This is a genomic window from Rhodococcus sp. NPDC058639 (assembly GCF_042717545.1).
Classification (GTDB): domain Bacteria; phylum Actinomycetota; class Actinomycetes; order Mycobacteriales; family Mycobacteriaceae; genus Rhodococcus.
Window position 1 is genome coordinate 480,094 of sequence record NZ_JBHXRF010000004.1, and the last position, 18,746, is coordinate 498,839.

An 18,746-nucleotide genomic window follows, 5' to 3' on the forward strand; every position below is an offset into this window, starting at 1 on the left:
CATGACATCGGACACCGCACACGGGGCGACCGACGCGACGGGAATCGCGTCCGCGTTCGCCGACGAGGTCGTCACCCACGCGTACACCAAGCTGCTTTCCGTCCCCGGCATCGAGGGCCCGGTAGCCCTGATCACGCTGGACAACGGCTTCGACCACACCAAGCCGAACTCGTTCGGTCCCGCGGGACTGCTCGCCTTCGACAAGGCGCTGGACGAGGCGTTCGCGGCGAACCCGGCCGCGATCGCCGTCACCGGCAAGCCGTTCATCTTCGCAGCGGGCGCCGATCTCAAGGGCGTTCCCGCAGTCACCCGCCGTGAACAGGGTGTGGAGCTCGGAACCTTGGGGCACAACGTGTTCCGCCGCCTGCGCGACACGTCGATCCCCACCTTCGCCTTCGTCAACGGTCTGGCGCTCGGCGGCGGACTCGAGGTCGGACTGCACACGCACTACCGCACGGTCGCCGACAACGTTCCGGCGCTCGGCCTGCCCGAGACGATGCTCGGCCTGGTCCCCGGCTGGGGTGGCACGCAGCTTCTCCCGAACATCGTCGGCCCCGACAATGCCGTCACGTTGATTCTCGAGAACCCGCTCAACAACGGCCGCACCATCAAGGCGAAGCAGGCCCAGGCACTGGGTTACGCCGACGTCGTGCTCGCATCGGCCGACTTCCTCGAGCAGTCGCTCGCGTGGGCGTCGAAGGTACTCGCGGGCGAGATCGTGCCGGCGCGTCCGGAGATCGACCGCGGGGCCGGCTGGGATGCCGCCATGGCACGCGCCAAGGCCCTCGTCGCCGGGAAGACCCGCGGCTTCTCCCCCGCCGCCGAGCGTGCCATCGAGCTCCTCGAACTCGCCCGCACCACCGACATCTCGGATCCCGAGTCGCTGAGCAAGGGCTTCGACGCCGAGACCGAGGCACTCGCCGACCTGCTGATGTCCGACGAACTGCGTGCGGGTCTGTACGCATTCGATCTGGTCAACAAGCGCGCCAAGCGCCCCGCCGGAGCTCCGGACAAGTCCCTCGCGCGCAAGATCAGCGGCGTCGGCATCGTGGGCGCGGGCCTGATGGCCAGCCAGCTCGCGTTGCTGTTCGTCCGTCAGCTCAAGGTTCCGGTGATCCTGACCGACATCGACCAGGATCGCATCGACAAGGGTGTCGGCTACGTCCACACCGAGATCGACAAGCTGCAGGGCAAGGGCCGGTTGTCGCCCGACGCCGCGAACCGCCTCAAGGCGCTCGTCACCGGTTCGCTCGACAAGGCCGCATTCGCGAAGACCGACTTCGTGATCGAGGCCGTGTTCGAGAACATGGATGTCAAGAAGCAGGTGTTCAGCGAGCTCGAGCAGCACATCACGCCCGAGACGATCCTCGCGACGAACACCTCGTCGCTGTCGATCACCGAGATGGCGTCGGGCCTGCAGCATCCCGAGCGGGTCGTGGGATTCCACTTCTTCAACCCGGTCGCCGTGCTGCCCCTGCTCGAGGTCATCCGGGGCGAGAAGACCGACGACGCCACACTGGCAACGGCATTCGCGACTGCCAAGTCGCTGAAGAAGTCCGCCGTGCTGTGCGGCGACAAGCCCGGCTTCGTCTTCAACCGCCTGGTCACCCGCACCCTCGGTGAGGTCATGACCGCTGTGGACGAAGGCACCCCGTTCGAGGTGGCGGACAACGCCGTCGGCGCGCTCGGCATGCCGATGTCGCCGTTCACGTTGCTCGCGCTGGTCGGGCCCGCCGTCGCCCTGCACACCGGGGAGACCCTGCAGGCCGCGTACCCCGACCGCTTCGTGTCGTCGCCCGGCCTCGAGGCACTGGTGGAGGCTCGTAAGCCCGGTGTGTGGTCGTACGCCGACGGGCAACAGGTCGTCGACCCCGAGGTCGCCGCACTGTGGCCGCAGGGTGACTCGCCGTCCACCGCGGAGGAGGTGCTCGAGCGCACCCGCCGGGCATTCGCGGAGGAGATCGCCATCATGCTCGACGAAGGTGTCGTCGCAGCACCCGAGGACATCGACCTGTGCCTGATCCTCGGCGGCGGCTTCGCGTTCTGGAACGGCGGCATCACGCCGTACCTGGATCGCACCGGAACGTCGGAGGCCGTCAACGGCAAGCGTTTCCTGGCCCCGGGCGTCGCCGACGTCGCGTAAGGTCCGGCTGCGCTCGACGCGCATACGACGAAGGCGTGTCACCCCTGCGGTGGCACGCCTTCTTCGTGTGAACAACATCCCCCGCGACTTGCCGCGGCGTAGTGTCCCCGATGAGCAATTGCCGTAGCTTTTTCCGACCGCGCAGCGCCCCCGGGTGGTGCACGACGTCAGCAGGAGCTTTCATGACGCAACCGTCGTCCGCACACGCTGCCAAGGTCATCGCGGTTACCGTTGCCGCCGCAGTGGGCGGATTCCTGTTCGGGTTCGACAGCTCCGTCATCAACGGCGCCGTGGAGTCGATCGAGCAAAATTTCGCGCTCAGCTCGTTCGTCACCGGGTTCGCCGTCGCGATCGCTCTGCTCGGCTGCGCGGTAGGTGCCTGGTTCGCGGGCAGGCTGGCCGATCGCTGGGGCCGCAAGCGAGTCATGGTGCTCGGCTCGATCCTGTTCCTGGTCTCGTCGACCGGTTCCGGACTCGCGTTCAGTGTCCCCGATCTCATGCTCTGGCGGGTTCTGGGCGGATTGGGCATCGGCATCGCGTCGGTCATCGCGCCCACCTACATCTCCGAGATCGCACCGGCCCGCTACCGCGGCGGTCTCGCCTCGCTGCAGCAACTCGCCATCACGCTCGGCATCTTCGCGGCCCTGCTGTCGGACGCGGTGTTGCAGAATGCCGCGGGCGGTGCGTCGAACGACCTGTGGTGGGGACTCGAGGCCTGGCGGTGGATGTTCCTGGTGGGAGTCGTCCCCGCTGTGGTGTACGGCATCCTCGCGGTGCTGATCCCCGAGTCGCCGCGATACTTGGTAGGGAAGGATCTCGACGAGGAAGCCGCCGAGGTCCTCGCCAACGTGACCGGCGAACTGGACCCGGAAGAACGGGTACGCGAGATCCGGCTGACTCTGCGACGCGATACGAAGGCGTCGTTCGGAGATATCCGGGGCCCGGTCTTCGGGTTGCAATCGATCGTCTGGGTCGGCATCACGATGGCGATCTTCCAGCAGTTCGTCGGCATCAACGCGATCTTCTACTACTCGACGACGCTGTGGCAGTCTGTCGGATTCAGCGAGAACCAGTCGTTCACGACCTCCGTGATCACCGCACTGATCAATGTGGTGATGACCTTCGTGGCGATCCTGTTCGTGGACAGAATCGGCCGGCGACCACTACTGATGACCGGTTCCCTCGGGATGTTCGTCAGCCTGTTGCTGGCCGCGATCGCGTTCTCCCAAGCCGAGGGCGGAGGCGACGACGTGTCGTTGCCGGCACCGTGGGGTGCCGTCGCGCTCGTCGGCGCGAACGCGTTCGTCATCTTCTTCGCCGCGACATGGGGACCCATCATGTGGGTCATGCTGGGCGAGATGTTCCCGAACCGAATGCGGGCAGTCGCCCTCGGCATCAGTACGGCCGCGAACTGGATCGCGAATTTCACCGTGACCCTGGCCTTCCCGCCGCTGACGTCGGCGGTGGGCCTGTGGTTCCTCTACGGGTTGTTCGCGTTCTTCGCGTTGCTGTCGTTCTTCTTCGTCAAGACGAAGATTCGGGAGACCAAGGGAATGGAACTCGAGGACATGCAGACCTGATCCCCGGCGGGGATCAGCCGACCTCCCGCTCGAGTTCCGCTCCCGTGCCGTTCGGGGCCACGCCGTTGCCGTGTCCGGCCGAGGCGTTGCCGTGTGCGGCCGCCTTCGGAGGAGCGACGGTATGCGGGGTGGCAGCCCATCCCGTCACACGGCGCACGACGTCCTCGACGGTGAGCCCGAGTTCCTGATGGATCTCGGAGCGCGACGCGTGATCGAGGAACCGCTGCGGCACCCCGAGTGCGCGCAGAGGCACATCGATGTCGCGGTCGCGGAGCGCAGCGGCCACTGCCGACCCCACACCACCGTGCGTACCGCTGTCCTCGATTGTCACGACGAGCCGGAAGGAGCGGGCAAGCTCGGTAATCGATTCGGGTACGGGGAGCACCCACCGCGGATCGACGACCGCAACGCTGATCCCCTGCTCCGCGAGAACCTCGGCGGCGTCGAGTGCGAGTCGCACGAATGCGCCCACCGCGACGACGAGCACGTCGCCGGAGCGTTCCTCGGGCATCCGCAGCACGTCGACGATTCCGTCGATCCGTTCGACAGCCGGGATGTCTTTCCCGACCGAGCCTTTCGGAAAACGCAGCACGGTGGGGCCGTCGGAGACGTCGAGCGCTTCGGCAAGCTCTTCTCTCAACGTCGCCGCGTCGCGCGGCGCCGCCACGCGAATGCCGGGGACGATGCCCAGGAGGGAGAAGTCCCACATGCCGTTGTGGCTCGCGCCGTCCGAGCCGGTCACGCCCGCTCGGTCGAGCACCATCGTGACGGGCTGCTTGAGCAGCGCGACATCCATGAGCAACTGGTCGAAGGCGCGGTTGAGGAACGTCGAATACACCGCGACCACGGGGTGCAGGCCACCGAGCGCGAGGCCCGCGGCGGACGTCACGGCGTGCTGCTCCGCGATACCGACGTCGAAGGTGCGGTCGGGGAATCGCTCGGCGAATTTCGAGAGTCCGGTCGGGCCGGGCATGGCCGCGGTGATGGCGACGACCTCGTTGCGTCCGTCTGCCTGGGCGATGAGTTCCTCGGAGAACACCGACGTCCAGTCGGGTGAGGACGACGACGATGTGGCCACACCGGTGCGTGGGTCCATGACTCCGGTGGCGTGCATCAGATCGGCCAGATGGTTCTCGGCCGGTGCGTAACCGGCGCCCTTGCGGGTCACGGCATGGACGATCACGGGGCCACCGTAGGCCTTGGCGCGACGCAGAGCCGCCTCCATGGCCGGCTCGTCGTGGCCGTCGACCGGGCCGAGGTACTTGATCCCGAGATCGGTGAACAGCACCTGCGGACTGACCGCATCCTTGACGCCGGCCTTCATGCCGTGGAGCACCGAGTACGCCGTCGGACCGACCACCGGAAGCCGCTTGACGATCCGGCGGCTGTTGTCGAGGGCACGTTCGTATCCGGGCTTGAGGCGCAGCACCGCGAGATGATCGGCGAGTCCACCGATCGTCGGTGCGTAGGAACGGCCGTTGTCGTTGACGACGATCACCAGGGATCGGTCGGCACCGGCGGCGATGTTGTTCAGCGCTTCCCAGCACATTCCGCCGGTGAGCGCTCCGTCGCCGACGACCGCGACGACCGTGCGGTCGGGTTCCTCGGTCAGCGCGAAAGCTTTGGCGAGGCCGTCGGCGTACGACAGCGCAGCCGAAGCATGCGACGACTCGATCCAGTCGTGCTCGCTCTCGGACCGGGACGGATATCCGGACAACCCCCCGCGCTGGCGCAGGGTGTCGAACCGATCCCTGCGTCCGGTGAGGATCTTGTGGACGTAGGCCTGGTGGCCTGTGTCGAAGAGGATCGGGTCACGCGGCGAGTCGAAGACGCGGTGCAACGCGATGGTCAATTCCACAACGCCGAGATTGGGCCCGAGGTGTCCCCCGGTCGCAGCCACCTTCTCGACCAGAAAATTGCGGATTTCCCCGGCGAGCTGCGTGATCTCGGTGGGGGTCAACCGACGAAGATCGTCGGGGGACTGTATGCGGGACAAGACACCCACCTGGAGAAACTCCCTCCGGCTCGGGATTCGCGCGTGGCCGCGCGAGCAAGTGATCACCAGTCTACGGAGCGAATGCAACAAGGGGGTGAGCGCACTCCGCAGACACGGGGCCCGATGTCGTGATGCACACGACATCGGGCCCCGTCCGCACCGTGCATCACACGTCGGTCGTGTCCTTGGTGCGCTCGTCACCGGACGGCTCTTCGACCAGGTCGATGGTGGTGCGCAGTTCCCGGTTGGGGATGACCGCGACTGCGAGCAACGTGATCACCGCGAAGCCTGCGGCCACGAGGAAGAGCGTGCCTGTGGCGTCACCGTAGGCGTGCTGCACGATCTCGACGACGGGCGCGGGCAGCACACTCAGATCGAGGCTGCCACCGCCACCCGCCCCGGCATCGATGCCGAGCTTCGCGAATCCTTCGGCCGAAATCGTGGCGACTCGCGACGCCAGGATCGAGCCCAGGACGGAGACGCCGATCGCGCCGCCGAAGGTGCGGAAGAACGCGACGGAGCTACTGGCCGCACCGATGTTGCGCACGCTGACGGTGTTCTGGACGGCGAGCACGAGATTCTGCATCAGCATGCCCGTGCCGAGACCCACGATCGCGATGTATCCGCTGATGGCGAGCAAGGACGTGGTGTGGTCGATGGTCCCGAGCAGCGCGAAGCCGACGAGTTGCAGGACCGCACCCCCGATGAGGAAGCCCTTCCACTTACCGAAACGCGTGATGAGCTGACCGGACAGCATCGAGGAGACCAGGGTTCCCACCACCATCGGAATGGTGAGCAGACCCGCCTCGGTGGGGCTGTATCCGCGAGCGGTCTGGAAGTACTGGCCGAGGAAGGTGGTAGCACCGAACAGGCCCACGCCCACGGCGACGGACGCGATGATCGCGAGTGCAGTGGTGCGCTCGGAGATGATCTTCGGCGGGATGATCGGGTCGGCGACCTTCGATTCGACGATGATCGTCGCGATGAGCAGCGCCAATCCCACGCCGACGTAGAGCGCCGATTCGGCGGAGATCCACTCGTAGTATCCGGCCTTCCCTGCGAAGGACACCCAGACGAGCAGGACGCTCACCGCGGCGGTGATGAGGGTCGCGCCGAGCCAGTCGATGTTGACGTTCTGCTTGCGCACGGTCTCGATGTGCAGGGTGCGCTGGAGCAGGACGAGAGCCACGACGGCGATCGGTACACAGACATAGAAGCACCAGCGCCAGCCGAGGGTGTCGACGATGACGCCGCCGAGGACGGGACCACCCGACATCGCGACGGCCATGACCGCGCCCATGTATCCGGAGTAGCGGCCGCGCTCGCGGGGCGGGATGATGCTGCCGATGATCGCCACGACGAGGGCGGTCAGACCGCCCATGCCGATGCCCTGCACCACACGAGCAGCCAGCAGGATCGGCACGTTGTGCGCGACGCCGGCGAGCACCGACCCGACCACGAAGACCAGGATCGACAGCTGTACCAGAAGTTTCTTGTTGAACAGGTCGGCGAACTTGCCCCAGATCGGGGTGGATGCCGCGTTCGCGAGCAGGGCGGTGGTGATCACCCAGGCGTACTGGGTCTGAGTCCCGTTCAGGTCGGCGATGATCGTGGGCAGCGCCGTCGACACGATCGTGCTGCTCAGCAGCGCCGTGAAGAGCGCGGCGAGCAGACCGGAGAGAACGACGAGGATCTCCCGGTGCGTCATCGGCGCGTCGGCCTCTGCCTCAGGACCCGGCGGAAAGGCCCCGGGCCTGGAGTCGGTGGTGGTCATGAAGAAGTCCTTTGGACGGTGGCGGTAGCTATCGGAAGCAGCGAAGCGTTGAGTCGGCGGAGAACTGCGATCGCATCGGCGACCTGCTGCTGATCCCAGTCGGTGAGTTCGGCGGACAATCGCTCGGTGCGCCGCTCGCGGACCGACTCGAGAACGTCCAGTCCCTTCGGCGTACATCGGACGGTGTGTGCTCGCCGGTCACCGGGGTCCGGGCGTCTTTCGACAAGCCCCCGTTCGACGAGTTCACCGATCTGCCGGCTGAGCGACGACTGACTGACGCACATCTCCGCAGCGAGTTCACTGGGGCGGCACTCCCCCGCCCTCGCCAGGAGGATCAGCACCCCGGCGAGCGCGTGGGGAAGCACGTCGGTCTCGTTGTGCGCGAGCGCCGAGCGCATCGTCCTACCCAGGAGAAAGATGGCGTCCACGAGTTCGTGCGCCGTCTCGGTCCGAACCGGCACGAAAACCTCCGAAGACAAGTATTTGGTTACGACATGCAACTATAGCATATAGTTGCTTGCTGTAACCAAATACTTCGCGAAACGGACGTACCTCCCAGCCGTATCACCGGCCGCTCAGGCTGCCCCGCTCACCGGGTGAACAACTCACCGGGTGAACAGCGCGAGGCACTCCACGTGATGAGTCGACGGGAACGCCGCGAACGCGCGGACTTCGGCCAGCTCGAAGCCCTGTGCGCGGTACAGGCCCACGTCACGGCCGAATGCCGCGGGGTCGCAACCGAGGTGGATGACCCGGCGGGGCCCCGCCTCCGCGATGGCACTCACGACCTCCTTGCCCGCACCGGCGCGAGGCGGGTCGAGCACGACGACCTCCGGAGCCGGAAGGTCGCCGACGAGGCGCTCCACGCGTCCGTGCCGGAACGAGATCTGGTCCAGGTCCGCCAGGGCAGCCGTACCGTCCTCCACAGCGGTCCGCGACGACTCCACGGAGATCACACTCCCCCGGCTTCCCACCTGGCCGGCGAGCGAGGCGGCGAAGACACCGACTCCGCCGTACAGGTCCCAGACGGTGCTTCCCTCCGATGCCTGCGCCCACTCCGCGACGACCCCCGAGTACGTGGTCGGCGCCCCGCGATGGGCCTGCCAGAACCCGGTTGCCGCGACGGACCACTCGCGATCGCCGACCCGTTCGACGGGTCGTCCCGACCCCTCGACGACCTTCTCTGCGCGAGGTGCACTCGTCGCGGCCCGGCGAGCGGCGGCGCCGCGGCGGCCGGGGCTCTTGTGACCGGTACCCGAAATCACGGGAGGCGCGATCTCGACGATGTGCCGGTCGCCGTTCGCATCCAGCACGACCTGCAGTTCGGCGCCGGGACGCCACACCTGGTCGGACAACCCCCGGTAAGCGGCGGCATCTATCTGTGGGCACGCAAGCTCGGGAACGACGTCGTTGCTGTGGTACCGCCGGTACCCGGGACTACCTGCGGCGTCGACCGCGAGCCGGACACGGCTCCGCCACAAGGTGCCGTTCGGCGCCCCGCCCGGGATCTCCTCGACGGTGATGTCGCGCTCGACACCACCGAGCCTCCGCAGCTGTTCGCTCACCACCGCGGCGGCAAAACGCTGCTGCGCGGGCACGGAAGCGTGTGACATGTCGCAGCAGCCCGCACCGCCCGGTCCGGACACCGGGCACAGCGGATCGACCCGATCCTCCGAGGCCTCCAGGATCTCCACCGCGTCGGCGAAACAGAACGAACCACCGCGGTCCTCGGTGATCGACGCGAACACCCGCTCCCCCGGAAGGCCGTGCCGGACGAAGATCACCCGGCCTTCGAACCGGGCGACGCAAAAGCCGCCGTGCGCGGGGTTGCCCAAGATCACCTCTACCCGGCGTCCGGACCAATCCGTGCGCGTGCCCTGTCGTTCCTGCCGACTCACTGCTGTTCCTCCTTGTCGAGACCCCGGCGCACCGCTCCGGGCGCCGAATCGATCCGTTCTCGTCCTACCGCTGCCGACGAGCGCAGCTGCCAGGGCACGCTCGTGACCATCACCCCGGGTTGGAAGAGGAGACGACTCTTGAGACGTAGCGCACTCTGGTTGTGCAGGATCTGCTCCCACCAGTGACCCACCACGTACTCCGGAATGAACACCGTCACGACGTCACGCGGCGAATCACGCCGGACACGCCGGACGTAGTCGAGCACGGGCCTGGTGATCTCACGATACGGCGACTCGACGACCTTCAGCGGAATGGTGAGGTCGCTGCGCTCCCATTCCCGGACCAGCTTGCGGGTGTCCTCCTCGTCGACGTTCACGGTGATCGCTTCGAGAGTGTCGGGGCGGGTCGCCCGCGCGTACGCCAAGGCACGCAATGTCGGCAGGTGGAGCGTCGACACGAGCACGATCGAGTGGGTGCGACTGGGCAGAACCCCGTCCCACTCCGCACCTTCGAGTTCGGCCGCGATGGTGTCGTAATGACGACGTATCGCCTTCATCACACCGAAGATCGCCACCATCGTCGCGACCGCGATCCACGCGCCCGCGGTGAACTTCGTGACGAGCACGATCAGCAGCACGGCCGTGGTCGCCACGAACCCGATCACGTTGACCGACCGTGAACGCTGCATCCGGCCACGGCTCGCCGGGTCCGTCTCGGTGGCAAGGAGTCGGGTCCAGTGTCGGACCATTCCGGCCTGTCCGAGACTGAAGGCGACGAACACGCCGACGATGTAGAGCTGGATGAGCTTGGTCACTTCGGCGTCGAAGACCCACACGAACACGATGGCCAGACCCGACAGGAACACAATGCCGTTGCTGAACGCGAGGCGATCACCGCGGGTGTGCAGCTGACGCGGCAGGTAGCGATTCTGGGCGAGTACCGAGGCGAGCACGGGGAACCCGTTGTAGGCGGTGTTCGCGGCGAGCACGAGGATCACCGCCGTCACGACCGCCATCAGGAAGAACGCCACCGGAACGTCGCTGAAGATCGTCTGGGCCAGCTGCGCGACGAGCGTTTTCTGCTCGTACCCCTCGGGGGCACCCCGCAGCTGGGTCGCCGGATTCTCGGCCACCACCACGCCCAGGCGCTGGGCGAGGAACACCACCCCGAGGAAGAGCGTCACGGCGATCGCTCCGAGCATGAGCAGTGTGGTCGCGGCGTTCCGGGCCCTGGGCTTGCGGAAGGCCGGTACCCCGGTGCTGATCGCCTCGACACCCGTCAGCGCCGCGCAGCCCGACGAGAAGGCCCGTGCCAGAAGGAAGATGAAGGCGATCGCGGTGAGGTCGGTCTGCTCGGCGACAAGCTCGAACTCCGCCGATTCGGCTCGCAGGTCCTCCCCCAGGACGAAGATCTGGACCAGCCCCCACCCGAGCATCACGAGCATGCAGACCACGAACGCGTACGTCGGGAATGCAATGGCCTTGCCCGCCTCCCGTAGCCCACGCAGGTTCACCGCGGCGAGTATCGCGATGGCGGCAATGGCGAAGAGCACCTTGTGCTGTGCGACGAAGGGCACCGCCGAACCGATGTTGGCCGCGGCCGACGACAGCGAGACCGCGACGGTGAGCACGTAGTCGACCATGAGGGCGCTGCCGACCGTCAGACCGGCGGTGGCCCCGAGATTCTTCGTCGCGATCTCGTAATCGCCGCCGCCCGACGGGTAGGCGCGCACATTCTGCCGGTAACTCGCCACGACGATCACGAGGACGGCGGCCACCGCGAGACCGATCCACGGCGAGAACGTGTACGCGGACAAGCCGGCGATAGACAGGACGAGGAAGATTTCCTCCGGCGCGTATGCCACCGAGGACAATGCGTCGGAGGCGAATACGGGCAGGGCTATCCGCTTGGGCAGCAGATCGTGCCCGAGGGTATCGCTGCGGAACGGGCGACCCAGCAGGAGCCGTTTCGTCGCGGTGGAAAGCTTGGACACCCGCAAAGCCTAAGCCGTCCGCCTGGTGGAACACTGCATCGGACGCCGGTGTCCGTTTCCGCACGCCACCGACGCTTCTCCGAGTCCGACCCCGCGCCCGACCGCCGGGCGGTACGGTTCCGTTCGGCGACCACCGACCGTGGTCGCCTCCTCGATCGACGAAACGGAGTGTCCACGGTGTACGTGGTGGTGATGGGGTGTGGCCGGGTGGGTTCGTCCGTGGCTACCGCGCTCGCGCGACTCGGCAACGAGGTGGCGGTCGTCGACCGGGACCCGAGCGCATTCCTGCGGCTGGGACCGGATTTTCCCGGCCACACGGTCGTGGGGATGGGATTCGATCGGGACGTGCTGATCCGAGCCGGCATCGAACGGGCCGACGCGTTCGCCGCGGTGTCGTCGGGTGACAACTCGAACATCATCTCGGCGCGCGTAGCCCGAGAGATCTTCGGGGTCGAGCGGGTGGTCGCACGGATCTACGACGCGAAGCGTGCGGCCGCCTACGAGCGCCTCGGCATCCCCACCGTCGCCACCGTGCCGTGGACCACGGACCGGTTCCTGCACGCGCTCACCCACGACAGCGAGACGACGCGGTGGCGTGATCCGACCGGCTCGGTCGCAGTGGCCGGCGTCGACGTCCACGAAGGCTGGGTCGGACGGCGCGTGACCGAACTCGAGGAAGCGACCGGTTCCCGCGTCGCGTTCCTCATCAGGTTCGGCACCGGCCTGCTGCCGGATCGCAGGACCGTGATCCAGGCAGATGATCTGGTCTACATCGCTGCCGTTTCCGGTTCCGCGGCCGAGGCGGTCACACTGGCCGAGAACCCTCCGGCGGAGGACAACTGAGCACGATGACCCCGTCAACCGAGAGGATCCGTCGATGAAGGTCGCCATCGCAGGCGCGGGGGCCGTGGGACGGTCGATCGCCCGCGAACTCGTGCGCAACAACCACGAGGTCATGCTGCTCGAGCGCAAACTCGACCACGTCGAACCCGCTGCCGTTCCGGAGGCCAAGTGGGTGCACGCCGACGCGTGCGAACTCAGTCTGCTCGAGGCTGCCGGTCTCGAAAACTACGATGTGGTGATCGCAGCGACCGGCGACGACAAGGTCAACCTCGTGCTGAGCCTTCTCGCCACCACCGAGTTCGGGGTGCCGCGCGTCGTGGCCCGCGTCAACGACCCCCGCAACGAATGGCTTTTCGACGAGTCGTGGGGAGTCGACGTGGCGGTGTCGACCCCTCGCATGCTCGCGGCGCTGGTCGAGGAGGCCGTCACCGTGGGCGATCTGGTGCGGTTGATGACGTTGCGCAGGGGCGCGAACCTCGTCGAGATCACTCTGCCCGACACCACCGCGCTCGCGGGCAAGCCGGTGCGCAAGCTGCAGTTGCCGCGTGACGTCGCGCTGGTGACGATCCTGCGCGGTGAACGGGTCATCGTCCCGCAACCCGACGACCCGCTCGAGGGCGGAGACGAACTGCTGTTCGTCGCTGCGCAGGATGTCGAAGACGAGTTGCGGGCGGCGGTCGGCGTCTAGCCTCCCACTCCGCCGGGACCTTCGGACGATTCCCGTGCCGGGTCCCGGTTCCGGCTCCCACACGACCGGCGCTGCACGGCGCACCTCGGTACGCTGTGCCGACCATGCCGCCGCGGCGTGACGAGGGACTTCGGAGGTGACCGAACCATGACCGTGTATCGGCAGCAGATCGCCGGTGTCACATACGAATTCCACGGTCTCGTGGATCTCCTGGCGAAAGCGTCACCGCGGCGATCGGGCGACGAACTCGCCGGGTGCGCCGCGCATTCCGACGCCGAGCGTGCGGCGGCTCAATGGGCGCTCGCGGACGTGCCGCTGTCGGCCTTTCTCACCGAGGCGATCGTTCCGTACGACACCGACGAGGTGACCCGTCTGATCATCGACTCGCACGACGCCGACGCGTGCGCACCCGTCGCTCATCTGACGGTCGGGGGCTTCCGCGACCACCTGCTCACCGTCGCGGCGCAGCCGGACCCTGCCCCCGCGCTGGGGGCACTCGCGCCCGGGTTGACCCCGGAGATGGTCGCGGCAGTCAGCAAGATCATGCGCAACCAGGATCTGATCGCAGTCTCGCGGGCGGCGACCGTCACCAGCGCCTTCCGCACCACCATCGGCCTGCCGGGACGGCTGTCGACGCGGTTGCAACCGAACCATCCGCTCGACGACCCGCACGGTGTCGCGGCGGCCGTGCTCGACGGTCTGCTGATGGGGTGCGGCGACGCGGTGGTCGGTATCAACCCCGCGAGCGACTCTCCGCACGCGGTTGCCGACCTCCTGCGGTTGCTCGACGACATCCGGCAGCGGTTCTCCATCCCGGTCCAGTCGTGTGTACTCACCCACATCACGACGACCATCGACCTGGTGGCGCAGGGCGCGCCGGTCGATCTGGTCTTCCAGTCGGTCGCGGGCACCGAAGGCGCCAACCGCGGATTCGGAGTCGATCTCGCCCTCTTGCGGGAAGGCAACGACGCGGCGCGGGCGCTGCGCCGCGGAACGGTCGGCGAGAACGTCATGTATCTGGAGACCGGGCAGGGCTCGGCGCTCTCGTCGGGCACGCACCTGGGCGCCGGAGGACGTCCCGTGGATCAGCAGACGTTGGAAGCCCGCGCATACGCGGTGGCGCGTGAGCTGGATCCGCTACTGGTCAACACCGTCGTCGGTTTCATCGGGCCCGAGTACCTCTACGACGGCAAACAGATCATCAGAGCAGGCCTCGAGGATCAGTTCTGCGGCAAGCTCCTCGGCCTGCCGATGGGAGTCGACGTCTGCTACACCAATCACGCCGAGGCCGACCAAGACGACATGGACACCCTGCTCACGTTGCTGGGCGTCGCGGGCACCGCGTTCGTCATCACGGTCCCGGGGGCGGACGACGTCATGCTCGGCTACCAGTCGCTCTCGTTTCACGACGCGCTGTACGCGCGGGAGGTCATGGGGCTGCGACCCAGCCCCGAATTCGAGGAGTGGCTTCGGGCACAGGGCTTGGCCGACGATTCCGGGCGCATCCTGCCCGTCGATATGGCGGCCTCGCCGCTGCGAGCACTCGGAGGGGCACTGTGACGGACGCGTGGGAGGTACTTCGGCGCCACACGCAGGCCCGGATCGGGCTGGGACGGGCCGGCAACGGTGTGCCCACGCGGCGGCACCTCGAGTTCGTCGCGGCGCATGCGGTGGCCCGCGACGCCGTTCACGCACCTCTCGACGTGGAGTCCCTCGCACAGCAGCTGGAGGCGCTCGAATTCGATGATCTGCCCGGACCACCTGGACTCGGTACGCCTCTGACGGTGCGCAGCGCGGCCGTCACCCGGGACGTCTATCTCCGCCGCCCCGATCTGGGACGCCGGCCCGAGGACGGAACCGCCCTTCCCCACAGTGGTGCCGATGTGGGGATCGCTCTGTGCGACGGCCTGTCGTCGACCGCGCTCCTGGCCCACGGCCCCGCGCTCGTCGCAGCGATCGTGCGTGCGCTTCCCGGTTCGACCTTCGCACCGCCGGTCATCGCCACGCAGGCGCGGGTCGCGCTCGGCGACCACATCGGCGCTCAACTCGGCGTCACGACCATGCTGGTGCTCATCGGGGAGCGCCCCGGACTGTCGAGTGCCGACAGTATCGGCGTCTACCTGACCCATCACCCCGAGCCGGGGCGCCGCGACTCCGAACGGAACTGTGTGTCGAACATCCATCCGCCCGACGGGATGACATGCGAAGGGGCTGCGCGGGTGATTGCTGCACTCGTGGACGGTGCGCGGCGGCTCGGCGCGTCCGGCGTCATGCTCAAGGACACTTCACGCGGTCCGGCGTTGGCCGACGGAGAACACCGCGCGTTGTAGCGCTGCTTCGTCTTGCAGGCTGTCTCGTCCGGGCGAAATCACACGTCGCGGTGGCGGCCCGAGGGAGGAATCGGGGTCTCCCCCGGTTCCTGGACTTCCGCGGCCTCGGGAGCCGGCTCGACGAGACGGTCGGCTTTGCGTACCGCCCACAAGGTCACCAGCAACACCAGTCCGGTGAGCGGCCAGCCCATTCCGATGCGGGCCACAGCCAGCCAGCCGGTTTCGTCGGCGTCGTAGAGGTGGTTCTGGACGAGATAGCGCGCCAGGAACACCAGTGCCCACGCGACGGTCGCGATGTCGTACGCACGGACGGCGTCCTTGTGCGACCGCCACCGTGAGCCCTGCCCGTTCAGCATCCCCCAGATCACGCCCACGAGCGGCCTGCGGACCAGCACCGATACGACGAATGCTCCGCCATAGATCAGGCTGGCGTAGATCCCGAAGAGGAAGTACCCCTTGGCATCACCGGTGCGGTACGCGATGAACGCGCACACCGCGACGCCGATGAAACCCGAGATCGCGGGCTGAATAGGGGTGCCGCGAATCAGCCGCCACGCCAGGACACCGCAGGCGACGGCCACGGCCGCCCAGATCGCGGCCGTCAGGCCCCACCAACTGTTCACGGGCACGAACACCAGGACGGGTAGCGTCGAATACACCAACCCGCTGATGCCACCGAGTTGTTCGAGCATCGTCTGTTGCCTGATGTCGCTCACTCCTACGAGAGTGCCATATTCCCGGTGCTGCCCCGGACGCAGACGTGCGGAGACCCCAGGAGCCTCACGGTCCGCGCCCGATCAGGCCGGGCCGCGCAATTCGTAGTAGGGGTTGTAGATCACCCGTCGACCGTCGCGTTCACCGACTCGGCCCCGTACGAGCAGGGTTTTACCGGTTTCGATACCCGGGATCCGTCGACGTCCGATCCAGACCAGAAGGATGGAGTCGGTGCCGTCGAACAACTCCGCCTGCACTGTCGGGGCGGCCGCTTTCGAGCACGACTCCACGCTGCGGAGTCGGCCGAACATGGTCACTTCCTGGCCGCGGGTGCACTTGACGACGGGAAGCGCGCCGGTCGAATGAGACGACTCGGCCATCTCTTCTGCGTCGAGTTCCTCGAGATCCTCGGTCAACCGACGAGTGAGCCGGCGTAGGTAACCGGCCGCGGCGGGTGGCATGGCGCGCTCCTGTACACGGTGGGCACATGTGGCGTGCCCGAAGTTGTCGTTCGATCGCCACTGTAGACCGATTCCGGGCAAGCACAAGCACACCGAGTTGTAGTCCGGTTTCGAGCATTCGGCAGGATTGTGAGATGCCCCGCACCGTGCCCCTCACCATCGATCTCAGCACTGTCACCGTCGCCGTCGTCCTGCCCGGCACGGGTTCGGATGCGAACTTCGTGGATCGCGTCTTCCGCGACCCGCTGCGCTCCCGGGGAATCGACGTCGTGGCGGTCGATCCCGACCCTCGGGGAGTCGTGCGCAGCTACGTCAGCGCCATGGATGCTGCCGCGCGCAGCGGACCGATCCTGGTCGGTGGAGTCTCGATCGGGGCCGCAGTCGCCGTGCAGTGGGCGGCAGAGCATCCCCATCTCGCTGCGGGAGTACTCGCGGCCCTGCCTGCGTGGACCGGCGATCCTGCCGCGGCGCCTGCCGCAGCGAGCGCGCGATGGACTGCCTCGGAACTGCGCGCTCACGGTCTCGACGCGGTAACGGCCGCGATGGCGGCGTCGAGTCCTTCCTGGCTTGCCACAGAACTGACTCGATCCTGGAAGGCCCAGTGGCCCGACCTGCCGTCGGCGCTCGAGGAAGCCGCCGGTGTACACGCGCTCGACGTGGACGGCCTGCGCGCGCTCGAGGTGCCTGTCGGGATCGCTGCGGCCGTCGACGATGCGGTGCATCCGTTCGAGACGGCGGCGCAATGGTCGCGGGAGATTCCGCATGCCGCGCTGGCGAGCCTCCGATTGGCCGACATCGGCGCGGATCCGGGTCGGCTCGGCACGCTGTGCCTGACGGCGCTCGACCAGGCGTGCGCCGGCCCGGCCCCGCGTGAGGACCGGACCGGCGGTACGGGCTAGAAGCCCAGCTGCTGCATCGCGGAGCCGGACTCGCCGCGCCGAGGCGGCTGCGGCTGGCGGGCGCTCGGCGGCGGGGGGTTCGTTCCCGCGCGCGCCTGCGGTGCGGGCCCACCCTGGCGCGGCGCCTGAGGCGCAGCCGGGGCGCCCTGCGGAGCGCGTTGTTGCTGTGGGGCGGCTCCCTGCTGAGTGGGTTGCTGTCGCGCCGCAGCTTGTTGCTGCGCTGCCGCGGCGAGCTGCTGCGCAAGTGCTTCGGGAAGCACGACGGGCAACGGCGTGCGCACCGGATACGGCTCTGCTCCGCGTCGCACCACGGTGCCCGCGACGACGGACCGCGCGAGCACCACCAGTTCCGAATCCCCGCCCGCGTTACCGGCGGGACCGGCGACAACACACCGAATCATCCAGCGAGGGCCGTCCACTCCGATGAACCGGAGGTCCGCGTTCGAGGTCACGCCGTGCAGTTCCCGGCCCCACGGACCGGATTCCATGCTCACCGTCGCGTTGTCGTTGCGCAGGGTCTCGGACAGTTCCGCAGCGACTTCGCGCCACTGACCCGGCGACTTCGGCGCCGCGTACGCCGACACCGTGATCCGCCCGTACCGGGTGACGATGTGAACATTCTGCGGCGCACCGTTCTGCGCCATCTCGACCTGGATCTGGCTTCCCTGCGGGAGGGGCACCAGCACGGACCCGAGATCGAGGCGGGAACCGGTGAGGTCCTCTTCGTCGATCTCGGTGATGTCGAACGGCCCTTCGTCGCCGGCGGCACCGGTCGCGTGGTCGTAACCTGCCTCGTCGTAGCCGGCAGTGTCGTACCCGGCCTCGTCGTACCCGGCCTCATCGAAGCTGCCGTCGTCCGCGTAGGCCTGCCCAGCGCGATCTGCACCGGTATCCTGCCCACGATTCTTGCGACGTCCGAACATGTCAGGAACCTTCCTTCACGAGACCGGCGTGTCCGCCGCTCGATCCGTATCCGCCGCTTCCGCGCGCGGTGTCGTCGAGTTCGTCGACCTCGACGAACTCGGCGAGTTCGACGCGTTGGACCAGCAACTGGGCGATCCGGTCACCGCGGCGCAGCTCGACGGCGTTTTCGGTGTCGTGGTTGATAAGGCACACCTTGATCTCTCCACGGTATCCGGCGTCGACCGTGCCGGGGGTGTTCACCACCGACAGGCCGAACTTCGCTGCGAGTCCGGACCGCGGATGAATGAGCCCGACGGTACCGATCGGCAGGGCAACAGAGATGCCGGTCCCCACCAGAGCTCGCTGGCCCGGTTGGAGAGTCAGGTCGGCGGTCGTGCACAGGTCGACACCTGCGTCACCGGGGTGAGCGCGGGTGGGCACGGGGATCCCGGGGTCGAGGCGACGCAGCGGAATGCGCGGAAGATCGGTCACGTGGACCGAGGTTACTCTGCGGATGCCGGTC

The 18,746-nt window shown here is 67.6% G+C and carries 16 protein-coding genes; 7 read left to right on the plus strand and 9 right to left on the minus strand.

All coding sequences use genetic code 11. From position 1 onward, the window contains the following. Position 1: 1 nt before the first annotated feature. Positions 2 to 2,143 carry a 3-hydroxyacyl-CoA dehydrogenase NAD-binding domain-containing protein gene (locus ACFWU2_RS10580; protein WP_378604989.1) on the plus strand — a complete coding sequence of 714 codons (2,142 nt, stop codon included), beginning with the start codon at positions 2 to 4 and terminating at the stop codon, positions 2,141 to 2,143. Positions 2,144 to 2,325: 182 nt separating this feature from the next. After that, on the plus strand, positions 2,326 to 3,723 hold the full coding sequence (locus ACFWU2_RS10585) for a sugar porter family MFS transporter (RefSeq protein ID WP_378604992.1): 1,398 nt from the start codon (positions 2,326 to 2,328) through the stop codon (positions 3,721 to 3,723). Between the two features lie 13 nt (positions 3,724 to 3,736). Here ACFWU2_RS10585 and dxs read toward each other — a convergent pair whose 3' ends face one another. The 5 genes from dxs to ACFWU2_RS10610 form a co-directional block, all read right to left on the minus strand. Next, the gene (gene dxs / locus ACFWU2_RS10590; protein WP_378604995.1) at positions 3,737 to 5,728 is read right to left on the minus strand and encodes a 1-deoxy-D-xylulose-5-phosphate synthase; all 1,992 of its coding nucleotides are present in this window, start codon (positions 5,726 to 5,728) and stop codon (positions 3,737 to 3,739) included. A gap of 157 nt (positions 5,729 to 5,885) precedes the next feature. After that, positions 5,886 to 7,493 carry an MDR family MFS transporter gene (locus ACFWU2_RS10595; protein WP_378604998.1) on the minus strand — a complete coding sequence of 536 codons (1,608 nt, stop codon included), beginning with the start codon at positions 7,491 to 7,493 and terminating at the stop codon, positions 5,886 to 5,888. Further along, on the minus strand, positions 7,490 to 7,954 hold the full coding sequence (locus ACFWU2_RS10600; RefSeq protein ID WP_378605001.1) for a MarR family winged helix-turn-helix transcriptional regulator: 465 nt from the start codon (positions 7,952 to 7,954) through the stop codon (positions 7,490 to 7,492). The genes ACFWU2_RS10595 and ACFWU2_RS10600 overlap by 4 nt, the downstream gene beginning before the upstream one ends. A 144-nt stretch (positions 7,955 to 8,098) precedes the next feature. Beyond that, positions 8,099 to 9,391, minus strand: a complete 1,293-nt coding sequence (locus ACFWU2_RS10605; protein WP_378605004.1) for a class I SAM-dependent RNA methyltransferase — start codon at positions 9,389 to 9,391, stop codon at positions 8,099 to 8,101. After that, complete coding sequence (locus ACFWU2_RS10610) at positions 9,388 to 11,385, minus strand: APC family permease (RefSeq protein ID WP_378605007.1); 1,998 nt, start codon at positions 11,383 to 11,385, stop codon at positions 9,388 to 9,390. The genes ACFWU2_RS10605 and ACFWU2_RS10610 overlap by 4 nt, the downstream gene beginning before the upstream one ends. Positions 11,386 to 11,562: 177 nt before the next feature. Here ACFWU2_RS10610 and ACFWU2_RS10615 point away from each other — a divergent pair, with 177 nt between their 5' ends. The 4 genes from ACFWU2_RS10615 to eutC all read left to right on the plus strand — a co-directional run bounded on the left by ACFWU2_RS10615 (position 11,563) and on the right by eutC (position 15,246). Next, on the plus strand, positions 11,563 to 12,228 hold the full coding sequence (locus ACFWU2_RS10615) for a potassium channel family protein (RefSeq protein ID WP_378605215.1): 666 nt from the start codon (positions 11,563 to 11,565) through the stop codon (positions 12,226 to 12,228). Positions 12,229 to 12,262: 34 nt separating this feature from the next. Further along, positions 12,263 to 12,916 (plus strand): potassium channel family protein, encoded by a 654-nt coding sequence (locus tag ACFWU2_RS10620; RefSeq protein ID WP_378605010.1) that lies wholly within the window; start codon positions 12,263 to 12,265, stop codon positions 12,914 to 12,916. 147 nt (positions 12,917 to 13,063) lie between these two features. After that, positions 13,064 to 14,476, plus strand: a complete 1,413-nt coding sequence (locus ACFWU2_RS10625; RefSeq protein WP_378605013.1) for an ethanolamine ammonia-lyase subunit EutB — start codon at positions 13,064 to 13,066, stop codon at positions 14,474 to 14,476. Beyond that, positions 14,473 to 15,246, plus strand: a complete 774-nt coding sequence (gene eutC / locus ACFWU2_RS10630) for an ethanolamine ammonia-lyase subunit EutC (protein ID WP_378605016.1) — start codon at positions 14,473 to 14,475, stop codon at positions 15,244 to 15,246. Before ACFWU2_RS10625 ends, eutC begins: the two co-directional genes overlap by 4 nt. Before the next feature lie 38 nt (positions 15,247 to 15,284). Here the strand turns inward: eutC and ACFWU2_RS10635 are convergent, their stop codons facing one another. Together ACFWU2_RS10635 and ACFWU2_RS10640 are read right to left on the minus strand one after the other, a co-directional pair. Then, positions 15,285 to 15,938 (minus strand): DUF3159 domain-containing protein, encoded by a 654-nt coding sequence (locus ACFWU2_RS10635; RefSeq protein WP_378605218.1) that lies wholly within the window; start codon positions 15,936 to 15,938, stop codon positions 15,285 to 15,287. A 105-nt stretch (positions 15,939 to 16,043) separates the two neighbouring features. Further along, positions 16,044 to 16,421: an OB-fold nucleic acid binding domain-containing protein gene (locus ACFWU2_RS10640; RefSeq protein ID WP_169620683.1), complete on the minus strand. Its 378-nt coding sequence runs from the start codon at positions 16,419 to 16,421 to the stop codon at positions 16,044 to 16,046. Between the two features lie 134 nt (positions 16,422 to 16,555). On the opposite strand from ACFWU2_RS10640, the gene ACFWU2_RS10645 reads away from it, so the two are divergent. Further along, positions 16,556 to 17,320, plus strand: a complete 765-nt coding sequence (locus ACFWU2_RS10645) for an alpha/beta hydrolase (RefSeq protein WP_378605018.1) — start codon at positions 16,556 to 16,558, stop codon at positions 17,318 to 17,320. Here the strand turns inward: ACFWU2_RS10645 and ACFWU2_RS10650 are convergent. Then, the gene (locus tag ACFWU2_RS10650) at positions 17,317 to 18,243 is read right to left on the minus strand and encodes a DUF3710 domain-containing protein (protein WP_378605021.1); all 927 of its coding nucleotides are present in this window, start codon (positions 18,241 to 18,243) and stop codon (positions 17,317 to 17,319) included. The two genes, ACFWU2_RS10645 and ACFWU2_RS10650, sit on opposite strands and share 4 nt — an antisense overlap. Position 18,244: 1 nt before the next feature. Continuing rightward, the gene (gene dut, locus ACFWU2_RS10655; protein WP_169620680.1) at positions 18,245 to 18,715 is read right to left on the minus strand and encodes a dUTP diphosphatase; all 471 of its coding nucleotides are present in this window, start codon (positions 18,713 to 18,715) and stop codon (positions 18,245 to 18,247) included. Between the last annotated feature and the right edge of the window lie 31 nt (positions 18,716 to 18,746).